We start from the raw sequence: 18,114 nt of genomic DNA, 5'->3' as shown, positions 1-18,114 counted from the left end.
GTGCCTAAATTCGATGTCAACTGCTCGATTCTGTTCACCGATCTGCCTCTGCTCGAGCGTCCGGCCGCGGCCAAGGCGGCGGGCTTCGACGGTGTCGAATTCTGGTGGCCCTTCGGCACCGATCCGACGCCGGGCGACAAGGAGATCGACGCGTTCGTCGCGGCGATCGCCGACGCCGGCGTCCAGCTGGTCGGGTTGAACTTCATCGACCTGATCCCGGCCGGTCGCGGCCTGGTCTCGGTGCCGAGCGCGGTCTCCACCTTCCGCGACAACATCGAGGTCGCGGTCGGTATCGCCGAGCGCACCGGCTGCAAGGCGCTGAACGCGCTGTACGGCAACCGGGTCGAGGGCGAGGACCCCGCCGCGCAGGACGAGCTGGCGCTGGAGAACCTGCGCCTGGCCGCCCAGGCGGCCTCGCGCATCGGCGCGACCGTGCTGCTGGAAGCGCTGAATTCACCGGAGTCGCCGGACTATCCGGTGGTGTCGGCCGAGCGCGCGATCAGCATCATCGACGCGGCGGGCGAGCCGAACATCAAGTTCCTGTGCGACCTGTACCACCTGTCGCGCATGGGTGAGGACCTGCACCAGGTCATCAAGACCTACGCCTCCTACATCGGCCACGTGCAGATCGCCGACAACCCCGGCCGCGGCCGCCCCGGCACCGGTGATCTCGACTTCACCGCACTCTTCAACAGCCTCGAGTCCGTCGGCTACGACGGCTGGATCGGCCTGGAATACAAAGACGCAGAACTGGATTGGAGCTGGACCAAATGAGCAAGATCGGTTTCATCGGACTCGGCATCATGGGTGGACCGATGGCGGGCCACCTGGTCGCCGCGGGCCACGACGTCACCGGCTTCGACTTCAGCGCCGCCGCGCTGGACAAGCTGAAGGCCGCGGGCGGCAACGTCGCCTCCGGCGCGGCCGAGGCCGTGCGCGACAAGGACATCGTGATCACGATGCTGCCGCAGGACGAGCACGTGGAGTCGGTGTTCGCCGAGGTGCTCGAGCACGCCAACCCGGGCACGCTCTACATCGACTTCTCCACCATCACCCCGAAGACCTCGCGCTGGACCGCCACCGAGGGCGCCAAGAAGAACCTGCGCGTGCTCGACGCCCCCGTCAGCGGTGGCGAGCCCGGCGCGATCAACGCCGCGCTGTCCATCATGGTCGGCGGTAACGAGGACGACTTCGCCGCGGCCACGCCGATTTTCGAGAAGCTCGGCAAGACCTTCGAGCTGGTCGGCCCGAACGGCGCCGGCCAGGTCGTCAAGGCCGCCAACCAGCTCATCGTCGGCGGCACGTACGCCCTGGTCGCCGAGGCGATCCTGCTGATGGAGAACCTGGGCGCGGACGCGGCCAAGGGCCTGGACGTGCTGGCCGGCGGCCTCGCGGGCAGCAAGATCCTCGAGCTCAAGCGCAAGACCATGCTGGAGCGCTCCTTCGTCCCCGGTTTCCGGATCGACCTGCACCACAAGGACATGGGCATCATCCTGGCCGCCGCCCGCGACGCCGAGGTGGCGATTCCGATGGGCGCGCTCACCGCGCAGCTCATCGCCGCCGCGCGCGCCATGGGCTACGGCAACCTGGACCACTCCGGCCTGCTGCTGGTCGCCGAGGCGCTGTCGAAGCGGGACAACGCGTGAGTACGGCTGTCGCACACGAAGAGTGCGTGACCCACGTCCCCGAGGGCTGGGTTCTGATCGATGTGACCGATGAGGCGGAGAACTGATATGGCACGAATGCGTACCGTCGACGCGGCGGTCCTGATCCTGGAAAAAGAAGGCGCGACACAGGCTTTCGGCCTGCCCGGCGCGGCGATCAACCCGTTCTACAGCGCCATGCGCGCGCACGGCGGGCTCAAGCACGTGCTGGCCCGCCACGTCGAGGCCGCCTCACACATGGCCGAGGGCTACACCCGCGCCAAGGCCGGCAACATCGGCATCTGCATCGGCACCTCCGGCCCGGCCGGCACCGACATGATCACCGGATTGTATTCGGCCAGTGCGGATTCCATTCCGATCCTGTGCATCACCGGCCAGGCGCCGGTGGCCAAGCTGCACAAGGAAGACTTCCAGGCCGTCGACATCGCCTCGATCGCCAAGCCGGTCAGCAAGTGGGCCGTCACGGTGCTGGAGCCCGCGCAGGTGCCCGGCACCTTCCAGAAGGCCTTCCACCTGATGCGTGAGGGTCGTCCGGGTCCGGTGCTGATCGACCTGCCGATCGATGTGCAGCTCGCCGAGATCGAGTTCGACATCGACACCTACGAGCCGCTGCACGTGCACAAGCCCGCGGCCAGCCGTGCCCAGGCCGAGAAGGTCCTGGACATGCTGGCCCAGGCCGAGCGTCCGCTGATCGTCGCCGGTGGCGGCATCGTGAACGCCGACGCGGCCGAGCTGCTGGTGGAATTCGCCGAGCTGACCGGGATTCCGGTGGTGCCCACGCTGATGGGCTGGGGCGCCATCGCCGACGATCACCCGCTGCACGCGGGCATGGTCGGCCTGCAGACCTCGCACCGCTACGGCAACGCCACCATGCTGGAGTCGGACTTCGTGCTCGGCATCGGCAACCGGTGGGCCAACCGCCACACCGGCGGCGTCGAAACCTACACCAAGGACCGCACTTTCGTGCACGTCGACATCGAGCCGACGCAGATCGGCCGGGTGTTCGCGCCTGATTTCGGCATCACCTCCGATGCCGGTGCCGCCCTGAAGGTGTTCCTCGAGGTCGCCCGCGAGCGCAAGGCCGCCGAGACGCTGCCGAGCCGCGCCGACTGGGCCAAGCAGTGCAAGCACCGCAAGAACGAGGGCCTCCGGAAGACCCACTTCGACTCGGTGCCGATCAAGCCGCAGCGTGTCTACGAGGAGATGAACAAGGCGTTCGGACCTGACGTCCGCTACGTCAGCACCATCGGTCTCTCGCAGATCCAGGCGGCGCAGCTGCTGCACGTCTACAAGCCGCGGCACTGGATCAACGCCGGCCAGGCCGGGCCGCTGGGCTGGACCCTGCCCGCCGCCCTCGGTGTCGCCACCGCCGACAAGGACGCGACCGTGGTCGCGCTCTCCGGCGACTACGACTTCCAGTTCCTGATCGAGGAATTGGCCGTCGGCGCGCAGTTCGGCATCCCGTACATCCACGTCGTGGTGAACAACTCCTACCTGGGGCTGATCCGGCAGGCGCAGCGCAACTTCTCCATGGACTACTACGTCCAGCTCGACTTCGAGAACATCAACAGCCCCGAGGTCAACGGCTACGGCGTGGACCACGTCAAGGTCGTGGAAGGCCTGGGCTGCAAGGCGATCCGGGTCACCGAGCCGGACAAGCTGGGCTCCGCGATGGAGCAGGCCAAGGTCCTGATGGCCGAGCACAAGGTGCCGGTGGTCGTGGAGGTCATCCTCGAGCGCGTGACCAACGTGTCGATGGGCCTCGAGATCGACAACATCATGGAGTTCGAGGAACTCGCCCAGTCGCTGGAGGACGCGCCCACCGCGACCGCCCACCAGCCGGAGCCCGAGGCTGTCGGGGGCGCCAGGTGATCACGCCTCGGCGAGCGCCACGGCCCCGGTGGCGGGAAGGATATGTGGTCATCGCGCCCGACAAGTTCAAGGGCTCGCTGACCGCACCCCAGGTGGCCGAACACCTGGCCGCCGGCCTGCGCCGGGTTCGTCCCGACGTCCCGATGGTGACCGTCCCGGTCGCCGACGGCGGCGACGGCACCGTCGACGCGGTGGTGGCTTCGGGCTTCGCCCGGTTCCGCACCAGCGTCACCGGGCCGATCGGGGATCAGGTCGTCGCGTCGTTCGCCATGCGCGATCAGACGGCCGTGATCGAGCTCGCCGAGGCCTCCGGTGTCCGCAAGATGCCGCATCCGCCGACGTCGTCGACCTCGCGGACGGTGTCGAGCACCGGCACCGGTGAGCTGATCCGGGCCGCCGCCCAGCGCGGCGCCCGGCGCATCCTGCTGGGGCTCGGCGGCAGCGCGTGCACCGACGGCGGCGCGGGCATGATGTCCGCGCTCGGCGTGAAGTTCCTCGACGAGCGCGGCGAGCAGTTGCCGCCGGGCGGCGCGGCTTTGCGCCGCCTGGCCCGCATCGACGCCAGTGACATGGTCCGGGTGCCGCTGGTGACGGTGGCCTCCGACGTGGACAACCCGCTGCTCGGCGTGCGCGGCGCGGCCAATGTGTACGCCCGGCAGAAGGGCGCCAAGCAGTTCGATGTCGAGGATCTCGAACGCGGTCTGGCCCGGCTGGCGCTGATCGTCAAGCGCGATCTCGGCGTCGATGTCGCCGAACGGCCGGGCGCCGGCGCGGCCGGCGGGGTCGGGTTCGCCGCGATGGCGTTCCTCAACGCGCAGGCGCGTCCGGGCATCGACATGATCCTGGACCAGCTCGGTTTCGCCGGGCAGGTCGACGGTGCGCGGCTGGTCATCACCGGCGAGGGATCGCTCGATCAGCAGACGCTGCACGGGAAGGCGCCCGTCGGTGTCGCGCGGATCGCCAAGGCCGCCGGCGTGCCGGTGATCGCGGTGTCCGGGCGGCGCGAGCTCTCCGCCGAGCAACTGCGGCGCGTCGATATCGAGCAGGCCTACGCCCTGACCGATGTCGAGCCCAACCCGGCGCTGTGCATGCTGCACGCCGGCCCGCTGCTGGAACGGCTGGCCGCGGGCGTGGCCGGAAAGTGGCTGATGGACAACAACCTTCGCAAGGTGGCGGGCGGACATGGGTAGTTCCGGGAGTTCGGCGGGCCTGCTCTCCGGTTTGGTGGGCGTCGCCGCGGGTTCCGTCGGCGCCGCCGCCGGACTGGGCGCCGTCGCGGGCTCGGTCGGTGCGGTCGCCGGTTTGGTGGGCGTCGTAGCGGGTTTCGTGGGCGTGGCCACCGGGTCGGTAGGCGGCCGGCGGCAGCTGCCCGCCGCCACCCCGGCCGACGCCGGGATTCGTTTCGCAGGCAAGGAGTGAGTGGGCTTGTATGACTTGGTGATCCGGTCGCGCCGGGTGGTCCTGCCGCAGGGGATCCGTCCCGCCGCGATCGCGGTGCGGGACGGGCGAATCGCAGCTGTCGAAGACTACGCGGCCGAACTGGCGGCCACGGTGACCACCGAATTGGCCGATCTGGTCCTGCTGCCGGGTCTGGTCGACTCGCACGTCCACGTGAACGAGCCCGGTCGCACCGAGTGGGAGGGGTTCGCGACCGCGACGAAGGCCGCCGCGGCGGGCGGTGTGACGACGATCGTCGACATGCCGCTGAACTCGCTGCCGCCGACCGTCGACGTGCCCGCGCTGGCGGCGAAGCGGGCGGCGGCGGCCGGGCAGTGTCAGGTCGACGTGGGCTTCTGGGGCGGCGCGATTCCGGGCAACCTGAAATCGCTGCGGGCGCTGGATGAATCGGGTGTGTTCGGGTTCAAGTGCTTCTTGTCCCCGTCCGGTGTGGACGAGTTCCCGCCGCTGACGCTGCCCGAGATCGAAGAGGTGATGACCGAGCTCGTCGCGTTCGACGGGCTGCTGATCGTGCACGCGGAGGATCCGGGCCGGCTGGCCGAGCCCGCCGACGGATCCTATGACGCCTTCCTGGAATCACGGCCCGGGGCGGCGGAAAGCGCTGCGGTGCAAGCGATCATCGAGCTCGCCGAGCAGACCGGCGCACGCACCCACATCCTGCACGTCTCGGCGGCGGACTGCCTCGCGCCGCTGGCCGCGGCGCAGGCGCGCGGTGTGCGGATCACCGCCGAGACCTGCCCGCACTACCTGACCCTCGCGGCCGCCGAGGCGCACACCACCGCGTTCAAATGCTGTCCGCCGATTCGGGATGCGGCGAACCAGGACGCGCTGTGGCAGGGCCTGGCCGACGGTGTCCTGTCGTGTGTGGTCTCCGATCACTCGCCGTGCCCGCCCGCCATGAAGGAGGGCGACTTCGCCAGCGCCTGGGGCGGGGTCTCCTCGCTGCAGCTCGGCCTGCCCGCGGTCTGGACCGCCGCGCGCGCCCGGGGTTTCAGCCTCGAGCAGGTTATCCACTGGATGGCCGAGGCGCCCGCCGATCTGGTCGGCCTGGCGAACAAGGGCCGCATCGCGGTCGGCTGCGACGCCGATCTGGTCGCCTTCGATCCGGACGCGGCGTTCACCGTGGAGCCGGCGGCGTTGCAGCACAAGAACCCGATCACGGCCTACACCGGTCGCGAGCTGTCGGGTGCTGTCCAGTCCACCTGGTTGCGCGGCGCGGTCGTGGGGGACCGGGCCGCCGGCCGATTCATCGAAAAGAGTTGAGGGAGAAGATATGTCAGACTTCACCGCACTACCCGACCTGGCGCTGCGCAGCAATCTCGGCAGCGTGATCGCGGCCAGTGACGAATCCTTCGAGGAGCGCGAGAACCTGATCAACCCGTGGGCGCCGAAGTTCTCCCCGGAGACCTTCGGACCCAAGGGCCAGGAGTACGACGGCTGGGAGACCCGCCGGCACCGCGGCCCCGGCGACGACTGGGCCATCGTGCGGCTCGGCATGCCCGGCATCGTGCGCGGCGTGGTCATCGACACCGCGTGGTTCAAGGGCAACTACCCCCCGTTCGCCTCGATCGAGGCCTGCCGCGCCCCCGGCTACCCCTCGGTGGCCGAGCTGGAGGCCGCCGACTGGGTGGAGATCCTGCCGCGCAGCCCGCTGACCGGCGATGCCGTGCACGAGTTCCCGGTCTCCGACGATCGCGTGTTCACCCACGTCCGGCTGACCATCTACCCCGACGGCGGCGTGGCCCGGCTGCGCGTGCACGGCGAAGTGGTGCCCGATCCGGCGCTGCTGACCGGCCTCACCGTCGACCTGGCGGCGCTCGCCAACGGCGCGCGCGGCCTGGGCTGCTCGGACATGTTCTACTCCGCGCCGGACAACATGATCAGCCCCGGACTGGCACGCAACCAGGCCGAAGGCTGGGAGACCAAGCGGCGTCGCGACAGCGGAAACGACTGGGCCACCATCCAGCTCGCCGCGCAGGGCGTACCGCAGCTGGTCGAGCTCGACACCACCAACCTGCTGTTCAACGCGCCCGGCGCGGCGCGGCTGCTGGGCATCGACCACCAGGGCGACGAGCCGCTGCCGGCCGCCGACGACGCGGCCTGGTTCGAGCTGCTGCCCCGGACCGCGCTGCAGCCCGACACCCCGCACCGGTTCCGGTTGCGCAACGAGCGTGCCGCCACGCACGTGCGCCTCGACATCTACCCCGACGGCGGCCTGGCGCGCCTGCGCCTGTTCGGCGCGCTGACCGCGGCGGCCGAGGAGCAGCTCAACACCCGTTGGGGCGCAGCCTGATTCGGTGAGCTTGTGGCACATCGCGGCCGTCGTCCCGGCGCACGCCGGGAACCCAGTACTACGTCTTTGGGCACCGGCGTGCCCCGGGGCGACGGCAGCGGTGTGACACAAGCCACCCGCAGTTCTGTTGTGCACAACTTAATTGCGGACTACCGTTCAGAACGTGACCGACCTTCTTCGACTCGACGAGCAGCTGTGCTTTCCGCTGTACGCGGCGTCGCGGGCGATGACGGCGGTCTACCGGTCCAAGCTGGACAAGCTCGGACTGACCTACCCGCAGTATCTGGTAATGCTGGCGCTGTGGGAGCGCGACGGTCGCACCGTCGGTGACCTCTGCGTGGCGCTGTCCCTCGATTCCGGCACACTGTCGCCGCTGCTCAAGCGGTTGCAGGCGGCGGGATTGGTGCAGCGTCAGCGCAGCACCGCCGACGAACGGCGAGTCGAGATCCGGCTCACCGGCGCCGGTCGCGCGCTGCGGGCCCAGGCCCGCGACATACCGAACGAAATGGCCGAAGCCGCCGGCCTGTCCCTGGACGAAATGGTCGCCCTGCGCGACACCTTGCGGCGCATGACCGAGGCTCTGTCCGCACAACCTCGGGCCGCGCACCCTCGAAGCGAAAGAGAGCAGTCATGAACACCCTCTACACCGCCGAAGCGCTCGCCACCGGCGACGGCCGCAACGGACACGCCCGCACCACCGACGGCAAGGTCGACGTCGACCTGACTTCGCCCAAGGAGCTCGGCGGCAGCGGCGAGGGCACCAACCCCGAGCAGCTCTTCGCCGCCGGCTACGCCGCCTGCTTCCACGGCGCGCTGCGCCTGGTCGGCAAGAACGACGGCGTCAACGTCGACGACTCCGCGGTCGGCGCCAAGGTCAGCCTGGGCAAGAACGACGCGGGCGGCTTCCAGCTGGCCGTCGTCATCGAGGTCACCCTGCCGAACCTGTCCCGCGACGAGGCGCAGGCCCTGGCCGACAAGGCGCACCAGGTCTGCCCGTACTCCAACGCCACCCGCGGCAATATCGACGTCACCGTTACCGTCGCGGAGGACTGAGCCGTGCGCGCGGTGGTGATCGACTCCTTCGGCGAGCCGAAGGACGTGCTGACCGCGGGGGAGCGGCCGACACCCGAACCGGGTGACGGTCAGGTGCGGATCGCGCTGATCCTGGCGCCGATCCACAACCACGACCTGGCGACCGTGCGCGGCGTGTACGGCTACAAGCCGGCGTTGCCCGCGATTCCGGGGACCGAGGCCGTCGGCCGGATCGATGCCCTCGGTCCGGGCGTGACCGGGCTGGAAGTCGGTCAGCGCGTGAGCGTTTCGGGCATCCACGAGGCCTGGGCCGAATTCTTCCTGGCCAAGGCGGGCCAGGTGGTCCCGCTGCCGGAGTCGATTCCGGACGCGACCGCCGCCCAGCTGATGGCCATGCCGCTGAGCGCGCTCATGCTGCTGGAAGACCTGAATGTGGCTGCGGGCGATTGGATTACGATCAACGCCGCGAACGGCGCGGTGGGCCGGTTGCTGAATGTGCTGGCCCGGCAACGCGGTGTGCACGTGCTGAGCCTGGTGCGCAGCGCGGAATCGCTGACCGCGTTGCGGGAGCAGGGCGCGGAAGCGGTCCTGGACACCGAATCCGAGGGCTGGCAACAGCAGGCCGCGGAACTGACCGGCGGCGCGCCGATCGTGCGCGCGGTCGATCAGGTCGGCGGGACCGCCGCCAACGATCTGCTCGCGCTGCTCGCGCCGAGCGGTGAACTGATCTCCTTCGGTGCGCTCTCGGGCAAGCCGCTGATCGTCGATCCCGGCCCGGTCATCTTCAAACAGGCTGTGATCAAGGGGTTCTGGGGCTCCAAGCGGGCCGAGCAGACCAGCCGCGAAGACATGCGGCGCCTGATCACCGAACTGGTGACGATGGCGGCGACGGGCGCCCTGCGCCTGGAGGTCGAAGCGACCTACTCGCTGGACGCCGCGTCCGACGCCGCGGTGGCCAGCGAAACCCCGGGCCGCAGCGCGAAAATCGCCTTGCGGCCCTAACCGGTCGCGTCGGCTTCGCGCCGCAACAGCTCGGTCAACAACTGCATAGTCGACGCGCAGCGCAGGTCATCGGCAACGACGGCCTGCGCTGCGTCGTCGAGGCTCAGATGTCCTGCCGCGATCAACCCGAGCACCGGATTCGCCCCATACGCGCGTGCGAACTCGATGACCGTCTCGGCGATCGGCGGCTGCGCCTCGTTCAGATGCCGCGCGATCCGCGTGCTGTTGGTCTGCATCCGGGTCGCGATGGCCCGGTCGCTGGCGCCGCCGGACGTCTGATCCTTCCAGGCTTTGAAGCCCTCCACACCGCGAATGTGCGCCCGATCCGCGGCAGTGTCAAGCAAGCCGGGTTGGCAATTCGAACGCCGCGCGGAACGTCGATTTCGTTTTCGAATATTGCAGATTCCGATGAGCGGGACGGGGTGGCCGGAAACCGCGTGCGGATCAAGATCGGTCGCTACAGTTTCTGCACCCGGCCGCTCGTCCGCCCATCGCCGTGATTCAGCGCGAGATGCCGAGGCTAGAAAGGCAATTCGACTATGAGTTCGACGTCGATCCCCGCTCCGCCCACCCTGCTCACCGGGCTCTGGCAGCGCAAACTACCCCATTATCCCGATACGCCGGCGCGGTCCTGGTATCTGACCGTCGTGGTCATCACCTCGATCGCGCTGTACTACCAATTGTTCGTCACCGGTGCGGTCGGCAATGAGCTGATCGCCTATTTCGATCTGTCCTTCGCCTATTTCGTCTGGATCTTCATCATCGGCGCCGCGTTCGGCGCGGTCGCCTCGGTCGTCGCCGGTGTGCTGGACCGGTGGGGGCGAGCCAATATCGTCGCCTACGGCGTGGTGATCGTGTCGGCGCTGACGCTGTTCGCGGTGCCGGCGACCACGACCAAAGAGGCCTACCTCATCGTCTACATTCTGGTGAGCGTGGTCGAGGGCGCGGTGCTGGTCGCCACGCCCGCGTTGATCCGGGATTTCTCCCCGCAGCTGGGCCGGGCCTCGGCGATGGGTTTCTGGACCCTGGGGCCCGTGATCGGCGCGCTCGTCACCACCGCGATCTCCACCCGCACGCTGGACGCGCACCCGGACTGGCAGTACCACTACCGGCTCTGCGGTGTGATCTGCATGGTGATCTCGGTGTTCGCCGTCGTCGGACTGCGTGAGCTCAGCCCCGCGCTGCGCGATCAGGTAATGGTGTCGCTGCGCGACAAGGCGCTGATCGAGGCGCGCGCCCGCGGCCTGAATGTGGCGGAGCTGGAACGCGATCAGTGGAAGCAGATGCTGAAACTGAATATCGTCGGATCCGCGTTGGGCATCAGCCTTTTCCTGGCTTTCTTCTACACGATCATCTCCTTCCTCGCGGTCTATATGGCCACCAACTTCGGGTTCACCTCGGCGCAGGCCAACGCGCTGGGCAACTGGTATTGGGGCGCCAATGCCGTCGCGCTCGTCGTGGCGGGTATCGCCTCGGACTGGTTGAAAGTGCGCAAGCCGTTCATGATTGTCGGCGCGCTCATCTCGATCGTCGGCATGTTCATCCTGATCCAGCACAACGACAATCCGGAAACCGGCTATTACACCTGGGCCTGGATTTTCGCGCTGATCGCGATCGGCACCGGCATCGCCTACTCCACCTGGATGGCGAGCTTCACCGAAACCGTGGAGGAACGCAATCCGGCCGCCACCGCGGTCGGTCTCGCGGTCTGGGGCGGCACCCTGCGCGGCGTGGTGACGCTGGTGCTGTTCGGTCTGCTGCTTGTGGTGAATGCCGCTGGGCCGCTGGTGAATTACGGTCCGCGCCTGGCCGAGATCCAGGCCAAGCACGCCTCCGAACTCGCCACCATCCAGACCGTCGGCACGGAAACCCTGGCGAAACTACAGGCCAACCCCGACGACCAAATGGCGCAGCTGGCCGCCATTCAAAAGCTCACCGGGGCAACGCTCGCCGAAATCCAGACCACGATGGCCCTCAACACGAAGTACCCCCAGGAACTGCAAACGCTCCAGGCCATCAACGCCGACACCCAGGCGGCGCTGGCGGCCAACCCGGCCGACGGCAACGCCGGACTCGCGGCGGTCGGTCAGGTCGCCCAGAAGTTCAACATCCCGGTCAACGACGCCATTGCCCGCCTCACCGCCACCCAGGCCGTCCCGCGCGAGGAACTCACCATCGCCGCCACGGTCGGCCCAAAACTCGAGGACGCGGGCGCCAAACTGAAGGCCATCAGCACCATCTCGGCTTCCGACCAGGCCTACCTCGCCGAGCGCGGCCCCGAAGTCCAGCAGGCCAACCAGGATTCGGCCGGCCAGTGGGGCCGCTGGTGGTGGATCTGCCTGATCGCCCAGGTGCTGTTCATTCCGTTCGTGTTCGTGATGTCCGGCCACTGGAGCCCGAAGAAGGCCGCCGCCGAGGCGGCCGCCCACGACGCGGTGGTCCAGAAGGAGCTGGCCGAGATCTCGAAGTAGCCGTGTGCGGGAGGGTGGCGGCAGTCACTCTCCCGCCCAGGGGGATATGTCTGGTTATTTGCCCGGCCAACTGGCACCCTTAACCGGTGACATCACCTCCGGATATCCAGGCCGACAAAGAACCGGCCGACGACAAGCTCGACGCAGGGGTTTTCAAGATCGCCGGCGTCGTTGTGCTCGGCGCGATCATGTCGATCCTCGACATCACCGTCGTCACCATCGCCATCCCCGAGTTCCAGAAAGAGTTCCACTCCAGCTACGCGCTGACCGCGTGGTCCATGACCGGCTACACGCTGGCGCTGGCCACCGTCATCCCGCTGACCGGATGGGCGGCTGACCGGTTCGGCACCAAGCGGCTCTATATTTCGGCGCTCGCGTTCTTCGTACTCGGTTCGGTGCTGTGCAGTTTCGCCTGGAGCATCGAGACGCTGATCGCGGCTCGCGTCGTGCAGGGCATCGGCGGCGGCATGCTGATGCCGCTCGGTATGACGATCATGACCCACGCCGCCGGTCCGCACCGGATCGGCCGAGTGATGGCCGTGCTCGGTATCCCGATGCTGCTCGGCCCGATCGGCGGCCCGATCCTCGGCGGCTGGCTGATCGACGATTTCGATTGGGAGTGGATCTTCCTGATCAACCTCCCGCTGGGCGTGATCGCCTTGGTCTACGCGTTCTTCATCCTGCCCTCGGACAAGCCGCAGCCCGCCGAGTCGTTCGACTTCGTCGGCATGCTGCTGGCTTCACCGGGTTTGGCGTTGTTCCTGTTCGGCGTGTCCTCGATCCCGGATGAAGGCCGGGTCACCGCGCCCAAAGTGTGGATAACCATGCTCATCGGTGCGGCGCTGCTCGTGGCGTTCGTCTTCCACGCGTTGCGCGCCAAGCATCCGCTGATCGACCTGTACCTGTTCCGCAACAAGTCGCTGCTGTTCTCGGTGCTGACGATGACGCTGTTCGCGGCCGCGTTCTTCGGCGCGGGTCTGCTGCTGCCGTCCTACCTGATCTCGGTGCAGGGGGAGACCTCGCTGTCGGCCGGACTGATGCTGGCGCCACAGGGGTTGGGCGCCATGCTGACCATGCCGATCGCGGGCCGCCTGGTGGACAAGATCGGCCCGGGCAAGATCGTGCTGACCGGTATCGCCGTGATCAGCGTCGGCATGGTGTTCTTCACCCAGCTCGAGGCCGACACCTCGTACCTGATGCTGGGCACCGGCCTGTTCATCATGGGCCTGGGCATGGGTTGCACCATGATGCCGGTGATGACGGCGGCCATTCAGACGCTGACCCACCAGCAGGTGGCGCGCGGTTCGACGCTGATGAACATCATCAACCAGACCGCGGGCTCCATCGGCACCGCGACCATCGCGGTGATCCTGACCAATCAGATGAAGGACAAGGGTCTGGCCTCCGCCGGACAGTCGCCGGAAGCGGCTGCCGCGATGCCGGATCCGGCCACCTTGCCGCCGGAGCTGGCGGCGCAGTTCGCGGCCGAGAAGGCCAAGGGTCTGAGCCTGGCCGCGGAGGCATTCAGCAACACCTTCGTGGTGGCGCTGATTCTGATGGTGCTGGCCTTGATCCCGGCCTACTTCCTGCCGCGGAGCAAGCCCGCGGTACCGGCCGACGGCAGCCCGCCGGCGCTCGTGCACTGAGCCGAGTCCCGCGCCGGGACGACGAGTGCGCTGAGGCCCACGATGTTTCGACATCGTGGGCCTCAGTTCTGCTCGGCGCGGCTACTTCTCGCCGTAGAGCGTGACGAACTTGTTCAGCGACTTCTCGATATCGCCCTTGATCGCTCGCGCCACGGTGGTGCCGATCGGCCCGAACAGCGGGCGCCCACCGAGATCGATGTCCACGGTCACCTCCGAGCCGGAACCCTTGGGCGCCACCAGGAGTTCCAGGCCCAGCTTGGTGCCGCCCTTGCCCGCGCCGCGCAGTTTCAGCCGGCGGGGCGCTTCGACCTTCTCGACCGTCCAGGTCACCCGGTTCCGAAAGCTCTTCACGGTGGCGACGCCGACCAGCGTGCTGCCTTCGGTCAGCTCCGCGGGCACCTCGCTGCGCCATGCCTCGTGCATGGTGAGCCACTGATCCAGCTCGGACAGATTGGAGGTGTGCGCCCAAGCCCGCTCCGGGGGCAGCGGGACAGCTACGGAGACCTTCAGTTTCGCCATGCGCGCATGGTATCCGGTACCGGCGGTAGCGTTGGAACCGCAACGGTAGCTGAATGTTTCATGGATGTGGGTTCCATAGCGAGACTTCGGCGGGATCCTGCTAGTGTGATCGAGTCCGCGGGAGCGTGGTGTGATCGCCTGTCCCGCAGGCAATGTGAGGTGGTTGAGCCTCGTTTGTCGGCGGGTGTGAGAAAGGCGTGACGGAGCCGGATGAACCTAGACATGGCCGTGGTACTTCCGTGGATCATTGCTCCCGCGCTGGTCATAGCCGTGGTGGTGTATTTCGTTAATGCCGGTAGACGGCAGCAACATCGAATCGACGAGCTCACCCGGCAGCAGCGCGCCTACGAGGACACCCTCGAATCCTTCGCCGTGCACACCGTTCCGGCGATCACCGACGCCATCCGGCGCTTCGAGAACCCCAGCACGGCCTTCGATGTGCCGGAGGGGATGAACAATTCCCGCTTCGTGCAGTGCCTGCAATGGCTCGGCGAGCGCTATGCCGACGAGTTGCGCAAGGTGCAGGCCGACGCGGAGGAGCGCAAGCGCGGCGCGATCGAACAGGCCGAGGCCAACGCGCGCACGGAGGTCACCGCCAGCGCCCGCGACGCCACCAGCGGCGCGGTCCGGGCCTTCGGCACCTCGGTGGTCAGCCTCGGCGCCGACGCCGGTCAGGTGGTCAGCGCCGCCCTGCGCACGCATCGCGGCGACGAGGTCTACGCCACGCTCACCCGCATCGACCACACCGTGCAGCAGATGATCCGCCAGGCTCAGTCCTATGTGATCGTCTGCGGCGGCCTGCCCGGAAGGCGCTGGCCCGCACAGTCGCTCACCGACGTGGTGGGCGGCGCCACCGGCCGCGTGCGCGACTACCTACGGGTGCGATCCAACCAATCCGAGCGGGTCGTCATCAGCCGCGCGGTGGAGCCGATCGTGCACACCCTGGCCACGCTGCTGGACAACGCGCTGCGCTACTCGCCGCCGACCTCGTTCGTGGACATCAGCTTCCAAGAGGGCCATCACGGCGTCACCGTCATCATCGACGACGCCGGCGTGCGGATGAACGCCGAGCAGATGGAAGAGGCGCGCCAGATCCTGGCGGGGGAGCGCACCGTCGACATCCACCAGCTCGGTCCCGCGCCGAAGGTCGGCTTCCCCGGCGTCGCCGCCCTGGCGCGCCGTTACGGATTCACTGTGTACATCGATGGGCCGAACGCTTACGGGGGTATGCGGGCCATGGTCTATATCCCGGAATCGCTGCTCGCCACGCCGGAAGCGACGCCCGTCGTCGAGGCGGCGCCCGCGCCCGCACCGGCCGTTCAGCGTCCGGCCGAGCCTGAGCCCGACAACCCGGACCAGGCGTTCGCGGTGCACGAGATCACCAGCGGCGGCCTGCCCAAACGCCGGCGCCGTCCGGTCGCGCCCGGCCTGGCCGCCGCGCAGACCCGGCCGCCCACCCAGCGCACCGAACCAGGACTTGCTCGACCAGATATCGCCGCCGCATGGCAGACCGGCTCGAAGAGCGGGCGGGCCGCTGCGGCCGAAGACACGGAAGGGACGACGCCTTGATGAGCACCGCCACCGACTCCAGTAACAAGCTCGGCTGGTTACTCGAAGAGCTCTCCGTTCCCGGCGTCCGGTTCGCGGTGCTGCTATCCGAGGACGGATTACGCATCGCGCACTCGCAGGGCATCTCCCGCGACAATGCCGAACGCTTCTCCGCCGCCGCCTCCGGATTGCGTTCGCTCGGCAAGGCTCTGGGCGAGTTCTGCGGCGGCACCGGCACCGGCCTGCGGCAGAACATGACCGAATACGACGACGGGATGATCTTCATCACCGCCGCCGGAGACGGTGCGCTGCTGGGTGTTTCGACCAGCAACGAGGCCGATGTCAGCCTGGTGGCGCACCGGATGAACGAGCTTGCCGGCCGCGTCGGACACGAGCTCGGCAATTACTCGCACCGGAGAGCGGACAGCGATCGGCGATGACCAGGCCACGACGCGACCCCGATCTGGTCCGCTCCTATGTGCGCACCGGGGGGCGCTCGCGTCCCAGCCGCGAGCTGGACCTGGTGACCATCGTCGTCGCGGCGGGTAGCAATCTGCCGCAGGGTGCGCGGCCGGAGGCCCGGCGGGTGCGAGAGGTGTGCGACAACGGCGCCCTCTCCATCGCCGAGATCGCCGCGTACCTGGATCTGCCGCCGTCGGTGGTCAAGATCGTCGTCTCCGACCTGCTCGATCACGAATGCCTGGCCATACCTGTGCCCACCAACGTGCCGCAACTGGCCATTCTCAAGGAGGTACTCGATGGGCTCCGTGCTCTCCCGGCCTGAGGTCAATTATGTGCCGGAGACCGTGACCCGATCGGTAAAGCTGTTGGTGGCGGGGAATTTCGGGGTCGGCAAGACCACGTTCGTGAGCAGCATCTCCGAGATCACCCCGCTGCGCACCGAGGAGACCATCACCGAGGCCAGCATCGGCATCGACGATATGGCCGGCCTCGGCGAGAAGACGCAGACCACCGTGGCGATGGATTTCGGGCGGATCACGCTGAATCCGCAACTGGCGCTGTACCTGTTCGGCACTCCCGGTCAGCAGCGCTTCGTGCCGCTGTGGGAGGAACTGGCCCGCGGCGCGCTCGGCGCGCTGGTGCTGGTCGACACCCGGCGCATCGAGCGCTCCGACGAGGTGCTGTCGGTGCTGGAGGAGCGCGGGGTGCCGTATTCGGTGGCGGTCAACGTCTTCGACGACGCGAAACGTCATCCGCTGGAAGAGGTCCGGGACGCGCTCGATCTCACGCCCGAGACGCCGCTGACCGCGCTGGACGCCCGTAATCGCACCACCTGCCTGCAGTCGTTGATCACGCTCGTCGAATTCCTGTTCCACCGTCAGGAGTCCCTGCTTTGACCTTGCCACCTCAGGCCGCACGCTGCCCCGTCCCGCACGGTTCGCCGGTCGACACCGATGGTCCCCGAGTCTCCCTGTTCACCGAGGAGTACGCCGCCGATCCGCACCGGGCCTACGACGAAATGCGCAGCAGATATGGCTCTCTGGTGCCGGTCGAGCTGTCCCCGGGGATTCCGGCGACCCTGGTGATCGGCTATCACACCGCGCTCCGCATCCTCAACGATCCCGACCATTTCCCGGCCGACCCGCGCACCTGGCAGCAGCATGTGCCCGGTGAATGCCCGATCCTGCCGATGCTGGAGTGGCGGCCGAACGCGTTGCGCAGCGCGGGCATCGAGCATCTGCGCTACCGCCAGGCCAATCTCGCCGCGATCGGCGGCGTCGATCTGCATGCCCTGCACGCCACCGTCGAGCGGGTCGCGATCCCGCTGATCAACACCTTCTGCGGTGACGGCTCCGCCGACCTGATCAGCCAGTACGCGTTCCCGGCCACCTTCGCGGTGCTCAACGAAATGCTCGGCTGCCCACCGGACATCGGCCAGCAGGTGGCCACCGGCATGGCCGCCATCTTCGAAGGCGTCAACGCCGACAAGGGCAACGCCATGCTCACCGACGCGCTGCTGGAACTCACCACCCGCAAGCGCAAGGAGCCGGGCGACGACATCACCTCGCGCCTGCTCGCCCATCCCGCCGGGCTCACCGATGTGGAGATGATCCACCAGCTCGTCACGCTCTACGGCGCGGGTATCGAACCCGAGCAGAACCTGATCGTGAACACGCTGCTGCTCATGCTGACCGACGACCGGTTCGCCGGAAACCTGTTGGGCGGCAGTCTTTCCACCCGCGACGCCCTGGACGAGGTGCTCTTCACCGACCCGCCCATGGCGAACTACTGCGTCTCCTACCCGCGCCAGCCCGTGCTCATCGACGGCGTGTGGCTGCCCGCGCATCAGCCGGTCGTGATCAGCATGGCCGGCTGCAACAACGATCCCGCCATCAGCGCGGGCGAATACACCGACAACCGTTCGCATCTGGCGTGGAGCCTCGGCCCGCACGCCTGCCCCGCCCGGTCGGTCGCCTACCTGATCGCCCAGGAAGCCATCGACCAGATCCTTGACGCACTACCGGAAATGCGGCTGGGGGTGCCGACGGTCGCGCAGCTCAACTGGCGGCCCGGACCCTTCCATCGCGCATTGGTGTCCCTTCCGGTCACCTTCCCGAAATCCCCTCCGCTGCACGTGTATTAAGGAG

19 protein-coding genes are annotated in these 18,114 nt (G+C 68.1%); 17 read left to right on the top strand and 2 right to left on the bottom strand.

Annotated features, from left to right (window positions below; all coding sequences use genetic code 11):
• From AB0M14_RS27515 to AB0M14_RS27470, 10 genes are all read left to right on the top strand, one after another.
• The gene (locus AB0M14_RS27515) at positions 1 to 774 is read left to right on the top strand and encodes a TIM barrel protein (RefSeq protein WP_364999760.1); all 774 of its coding nucleotides are present in this window, start codon (positions 1 to 3) and stop codon (positions 772 to 774) included.
• Positions 771 to 1,646 (top strand): NAD(P)-dependent oxidoreductase, encoded by an 876-nt coding sequence (locus tag AB0M14_RS27510; protein WP_364999759.1) that lies wholly within the window; start codon positions 771 to 773, stop codon positions 1,644 to 1,646. Before AB0M14_RS27515 ends, AB0M14_RS27510 begins: the two co-directional genes overlap by 4 nt.
• 87 nt (positions 1,647 to 1,733) lie before the next feature.
• Positions 1,734 to 3,536: a glyoxylate carboligase gene (gcl, locus tag AB0M14_RS27505; protein ID WP_364999758.1), complete on the top strand. Its 1,803-nt coding sequence runs from the start codon at positions 1,734 to 1,736 to the stop codon at positions 3,534 to 3,536.
• A 44-nt stretch (positions 3,537 to 3,580) separates the two neighbouring features.
• Positions 3,581 to 4,726: a glycerate kinase gene (locus AB0M14_RS27500; protein WP_364999757.1), complete on the top strand. Its 1,146-nt coding sequence runs from the start codon at positions 3,581 to 3,583 to the stop codon at positions 4,724 to 4,726.
• Positions 4,719 to 4,955, top strand: coding sequence for a hypothetical protein (locus AB0M14_RS27495; protein ID WP_364999756.1), 237 nt, complete (start codon positions 4,719 to 4,721; stop codon positions 4,953 to 4,955). The genes AB0M14_RS27500 and AB0M14_RS27495 overlap by 8 nt, the downstream gene beginning before the upstream one ends.
• Before the next feature lie 6 nt (positions 4,956 to 4,961).
• Positions 4,962 to 6,257, top strand: coding sequence for an allantoinase AllB (allB, locus tag AB0M14_RS27490; protein WP_364999754.1), 1,296 nt, complete (start codon positions 4,962 to 4,964; stop codon positions 6,255 to 6,257).
• 10 nt (positions 6,258 to 6,267) lie between these two features.
• A complete protein-coding gene (gene alc / locus AB0M14_RS27485) occupies positions 6,268 to 7,287 on the top strand; it encodes an allantoicase (RefSeq protein WP_364999752.1) in 1,020 nt (339 codons plus the stop codon).
• Positions 7,288 to 7,450: 163 nt separating this feature from the next.
• On the top strand, positions 7,451 to 7,921 hold the full coding sequence (locus AB0M14_RS27480) for a MarR family transcriptional regulator (protein ID WP_364999750.1): 471 nt from the start codon (positions 7,451 to 7,453) through the stop codon (positions 7,919 to 7,921).
• Complete coding sequence (locus tag AB0M14_RS27475; RefSeq protein ID WP_364999748.1) at positions 7,918 to 8,340, top strand: organic hydroperoxide resistance protein; 423 nt, start codon at positions 7,918 to 7,920, stop codon at positions 8,338 to 8,340. The genes AB0M14_RS27480 and AB0M14_RS27475 overlap by 4 nt, the downstream gene beginning before the upstream one ends.
• A gap of 3 nt (positions 8,341 to 8,343) precedes the next feature.
• Complete coding sequence (locus AB0M14_RS27470; protein ID WP_364999747.1) at positions 8,344 to 9,321, top strand: zinc-binding dehydrogenase; 978 nt, start codon at positions 8,344 to 8,346, stop codon at positions 9,319 to 9,321.
• On the opposite strand, the gene AB0M14_RS27465 is transcribed toward AB0M14_RS27470, so the two are convergent.
• A complete protein-coding gene (locus AB0M14_RS27465) occupies positions 9,318 to 9,626 on the bottom strand; it encodes a hypothetical protein (RefSeq protein WP_364999745.1) in 309 nt (102 codons plus the stop codon). The genes AB0M14_RS27470 and AB0M14_RS27465 overlap by 4 nt on opposite strands.
• Before the next feature lie 234 nt (positions 9,627 to 9,860).
• Between AB0M14_RS27465 and AB0M14_RS27460 the strand changes: the two genes are divergently transcribed.
• Together AB0M14_RS27460 and AB0M14_RS27455 are read left to right on the top strand one after the other, a co-directional pair.
• Positions 9,861 to 11,792, top strand: coding sequence for an MFS transporter (locus AB0M14_RS27460; RefSeq protein WP_364999743.1), 1,932 nt, complete (start codon positions 9,861 to 9,863; stop codon positions 11,790 to 11,792).
• A gap of 86 nt (positions 11,793 to 11,878) precedes the next feature.
• Positions 11,879 to 13,438, top strand: a complete 1,560-nt coding sequence (locus tag AB0M14_RS27455; protein ID WP_364999742.1) for a DHA2 family efflux MFS transporter permease subunit — start codon at positions 11,879 to 11,881, stop codon at positions 13,436 to 13,438.
• An 81-nt stretch (positions 13,439 to 13,519) separates the two neighbouring features.
• Here AB0M14_RS27455 and AB0M14_RS27450 read toward each other — a convergent pair whose 3' ends face one another.
• A complete protein-coding gene (locus AB0M14_RS27450) occupies positions 13,520 to 13,957 on the bottom strand; it encodes an SRPBCC family protein (protein WP_364999740.1) in 438 nt (145 codons plus the stop codon).
• Between the two features lie 222 nt (positions 13,958 to 14,179).
• Here AB0M14_RS27450 and AB0M14_RS27445 point away from each other — a divergent pair, with 222 nt between their 5' ends.
• Genes AB0M14_RS27445 through AB0M14_RS27425 form a run of 5 tightly spaced genes read left to right on the top strand, consistent with a single transcriptional unit; the run spans position 14,180 to position 18,110 of the window.
• Positions 14,180 to 15,526, top strand: coding sequence for an ATP-binding protein (locus AB0M14_RS27445; protein ID WP_364999737.1), 1,347 nt, complete (start codon positions 14,180 to 14,182; stop codon positions 15,524 to 15,526).
• A complete protein-coding gene (locus tag AB0M14_RS27440; RefSeq protein ID WP_364999734.1) occupies positions 15,526 to 15,945 on the top strand; it encodes a roadblock/LC7 domain-containing protein in 420 nt (139 codons plus the stop codon). Before AB0M14_RS27445 ends, AB0M14_RS27440 begins: the two co-directional genes overlap by 1 nt.
• The gene (locus tag AB0M14_RS27435; protein WP_364999732.1) at positions 15,942 to 16,289 is read left to right on the top strand and encodes a DUF742 domain-containing protein; all 348 of its coding nucleotides are present in this window, start codon (positions 15,942 to 15,944) and stop codon (positions 16,287 to 16,289) included. Before AB0M14_RS27440 ends, AB0M14_RS27435 begins: the two co-directional genes overlap by 4 nt.
• Complete coding sequence (locus AB0M14_RS27430; RefSeq protein ID WP_364999730.1) at positions 16,264 to 16,863, top strand: ATP/GTP-binding protein; 600 nt, start codon at positions 16,264 to 16,266, stop codon at positions 16,861 to 16,863. Before AB0M14_RS27435 ends, AB0M14_RS27430 begins: the two co-directional genes overlap by 26 nt.
• Complete coding sequence (locus tag AB0M14_RS27425; RefSeq protein ID WP_364999727.1) at positions 16,860 to 18,110, top strand: cytochrome P450; 1,251 nt, start codon at positions 16,860 to 16,862, stop codon at positions 18,108 to 18,110. Before AB0M14_RS27430 ends, AB0M14_RS27425 begins: the two co-directional genes overlap by 4 nt.
• Positions 18,111 to 18,114: the final 4 nt, after the last annotated feature.

The sequence above is a fragment of the Nocardia sp. NPDC051832 genome, from assembly GCF_040681285.1.
GTDB lineage: Bacteria > Actinomycetota > Actinomycetes > Mycobacteriales > Mycobacteriaceae > Nocardia.
This window is presented reverse-complemented; position numbering and strand designations above follow the sequence as displayed.

Bases quoted from the DNA above. Each gene is read 5' to 3' on its own strand.
- AB0M14_RS27450 (WP_364999740.1), bottom strand. From the start codon at position 13,957: ATGGCGAAACTGAAGGTCTCCGTAGCTGTCCCGCTGCCCCCGGAGCGG.
- AB0M14_RS27460 (WP_364999743.1), top strand. From the start codon at position 9,861: ATGAGTTCGACGTCGATCCCCGCTCCGCCCACCCTGCTCACCGGGCTC.
- AB0M14_RS27475 (WP_364999748.1), top strand. From the start codon at position 7,918: ATGAACACCCTCTACACCGCCGAAGCGCTCGCCACCGGCGACGGCCGC.
- AB0M14_RS27440 (WP_364999734.1), top strand. From the start codon at position 15,526: ATGAGCACCGCCACCGACTCCAGTAACAAGCTCGGCTGGTTACTCGAA.
- AB0M14_RS27495 (WP_364999756.1), top strand. From the start codon at position 4,719: ATGGGTAGTTCCGGGAGTTCGGCGGGCCTGCTCTCCGGTTTGGTGGGC.
- AB0M14_RS27510 (WP_364999759.1), top strand. From the start codon at position 771: ATGAGCAAGATCGGTTTCATCGGACTCGGCATCATGGGTGGACCGATG.
- gcl (WP_364999758.1), top strand. From the start codon at position 1,734: ATGGCACGAATGCGTACCGTCGACGCGGCGGTCCTGATCCTGGAAAAA.
- AB0M14_RS27445 (WP_364999737.1), top strand. From the start codon at position 14,180: ATGGCCGTGGTACTTCCGTGGATCATTGCTCCCGCGCTGGTCATAGCC.
- alc (WP_364999752.1), top strand. From the start codon at position 6,268: ATGTCAGACTTCACCGCACTACCCGACCTGGCGCTGCGCAGCAATCTC.
- AB0M14_RS27430 (WP_364999730.1), top strand. From the start codon at position 16,264: ATGGGCTCCGTGCTCTCCCGGCCTGAGGTCAATTATGTGCCGGAGACC.
- AB0M14_RS27435 (WP_364999732.1), top strand. From the start codon at position 15,942: ATGACCAGGCCACGACGCGACCCCGATCTGGTCCGCTCCTATGTGCGC.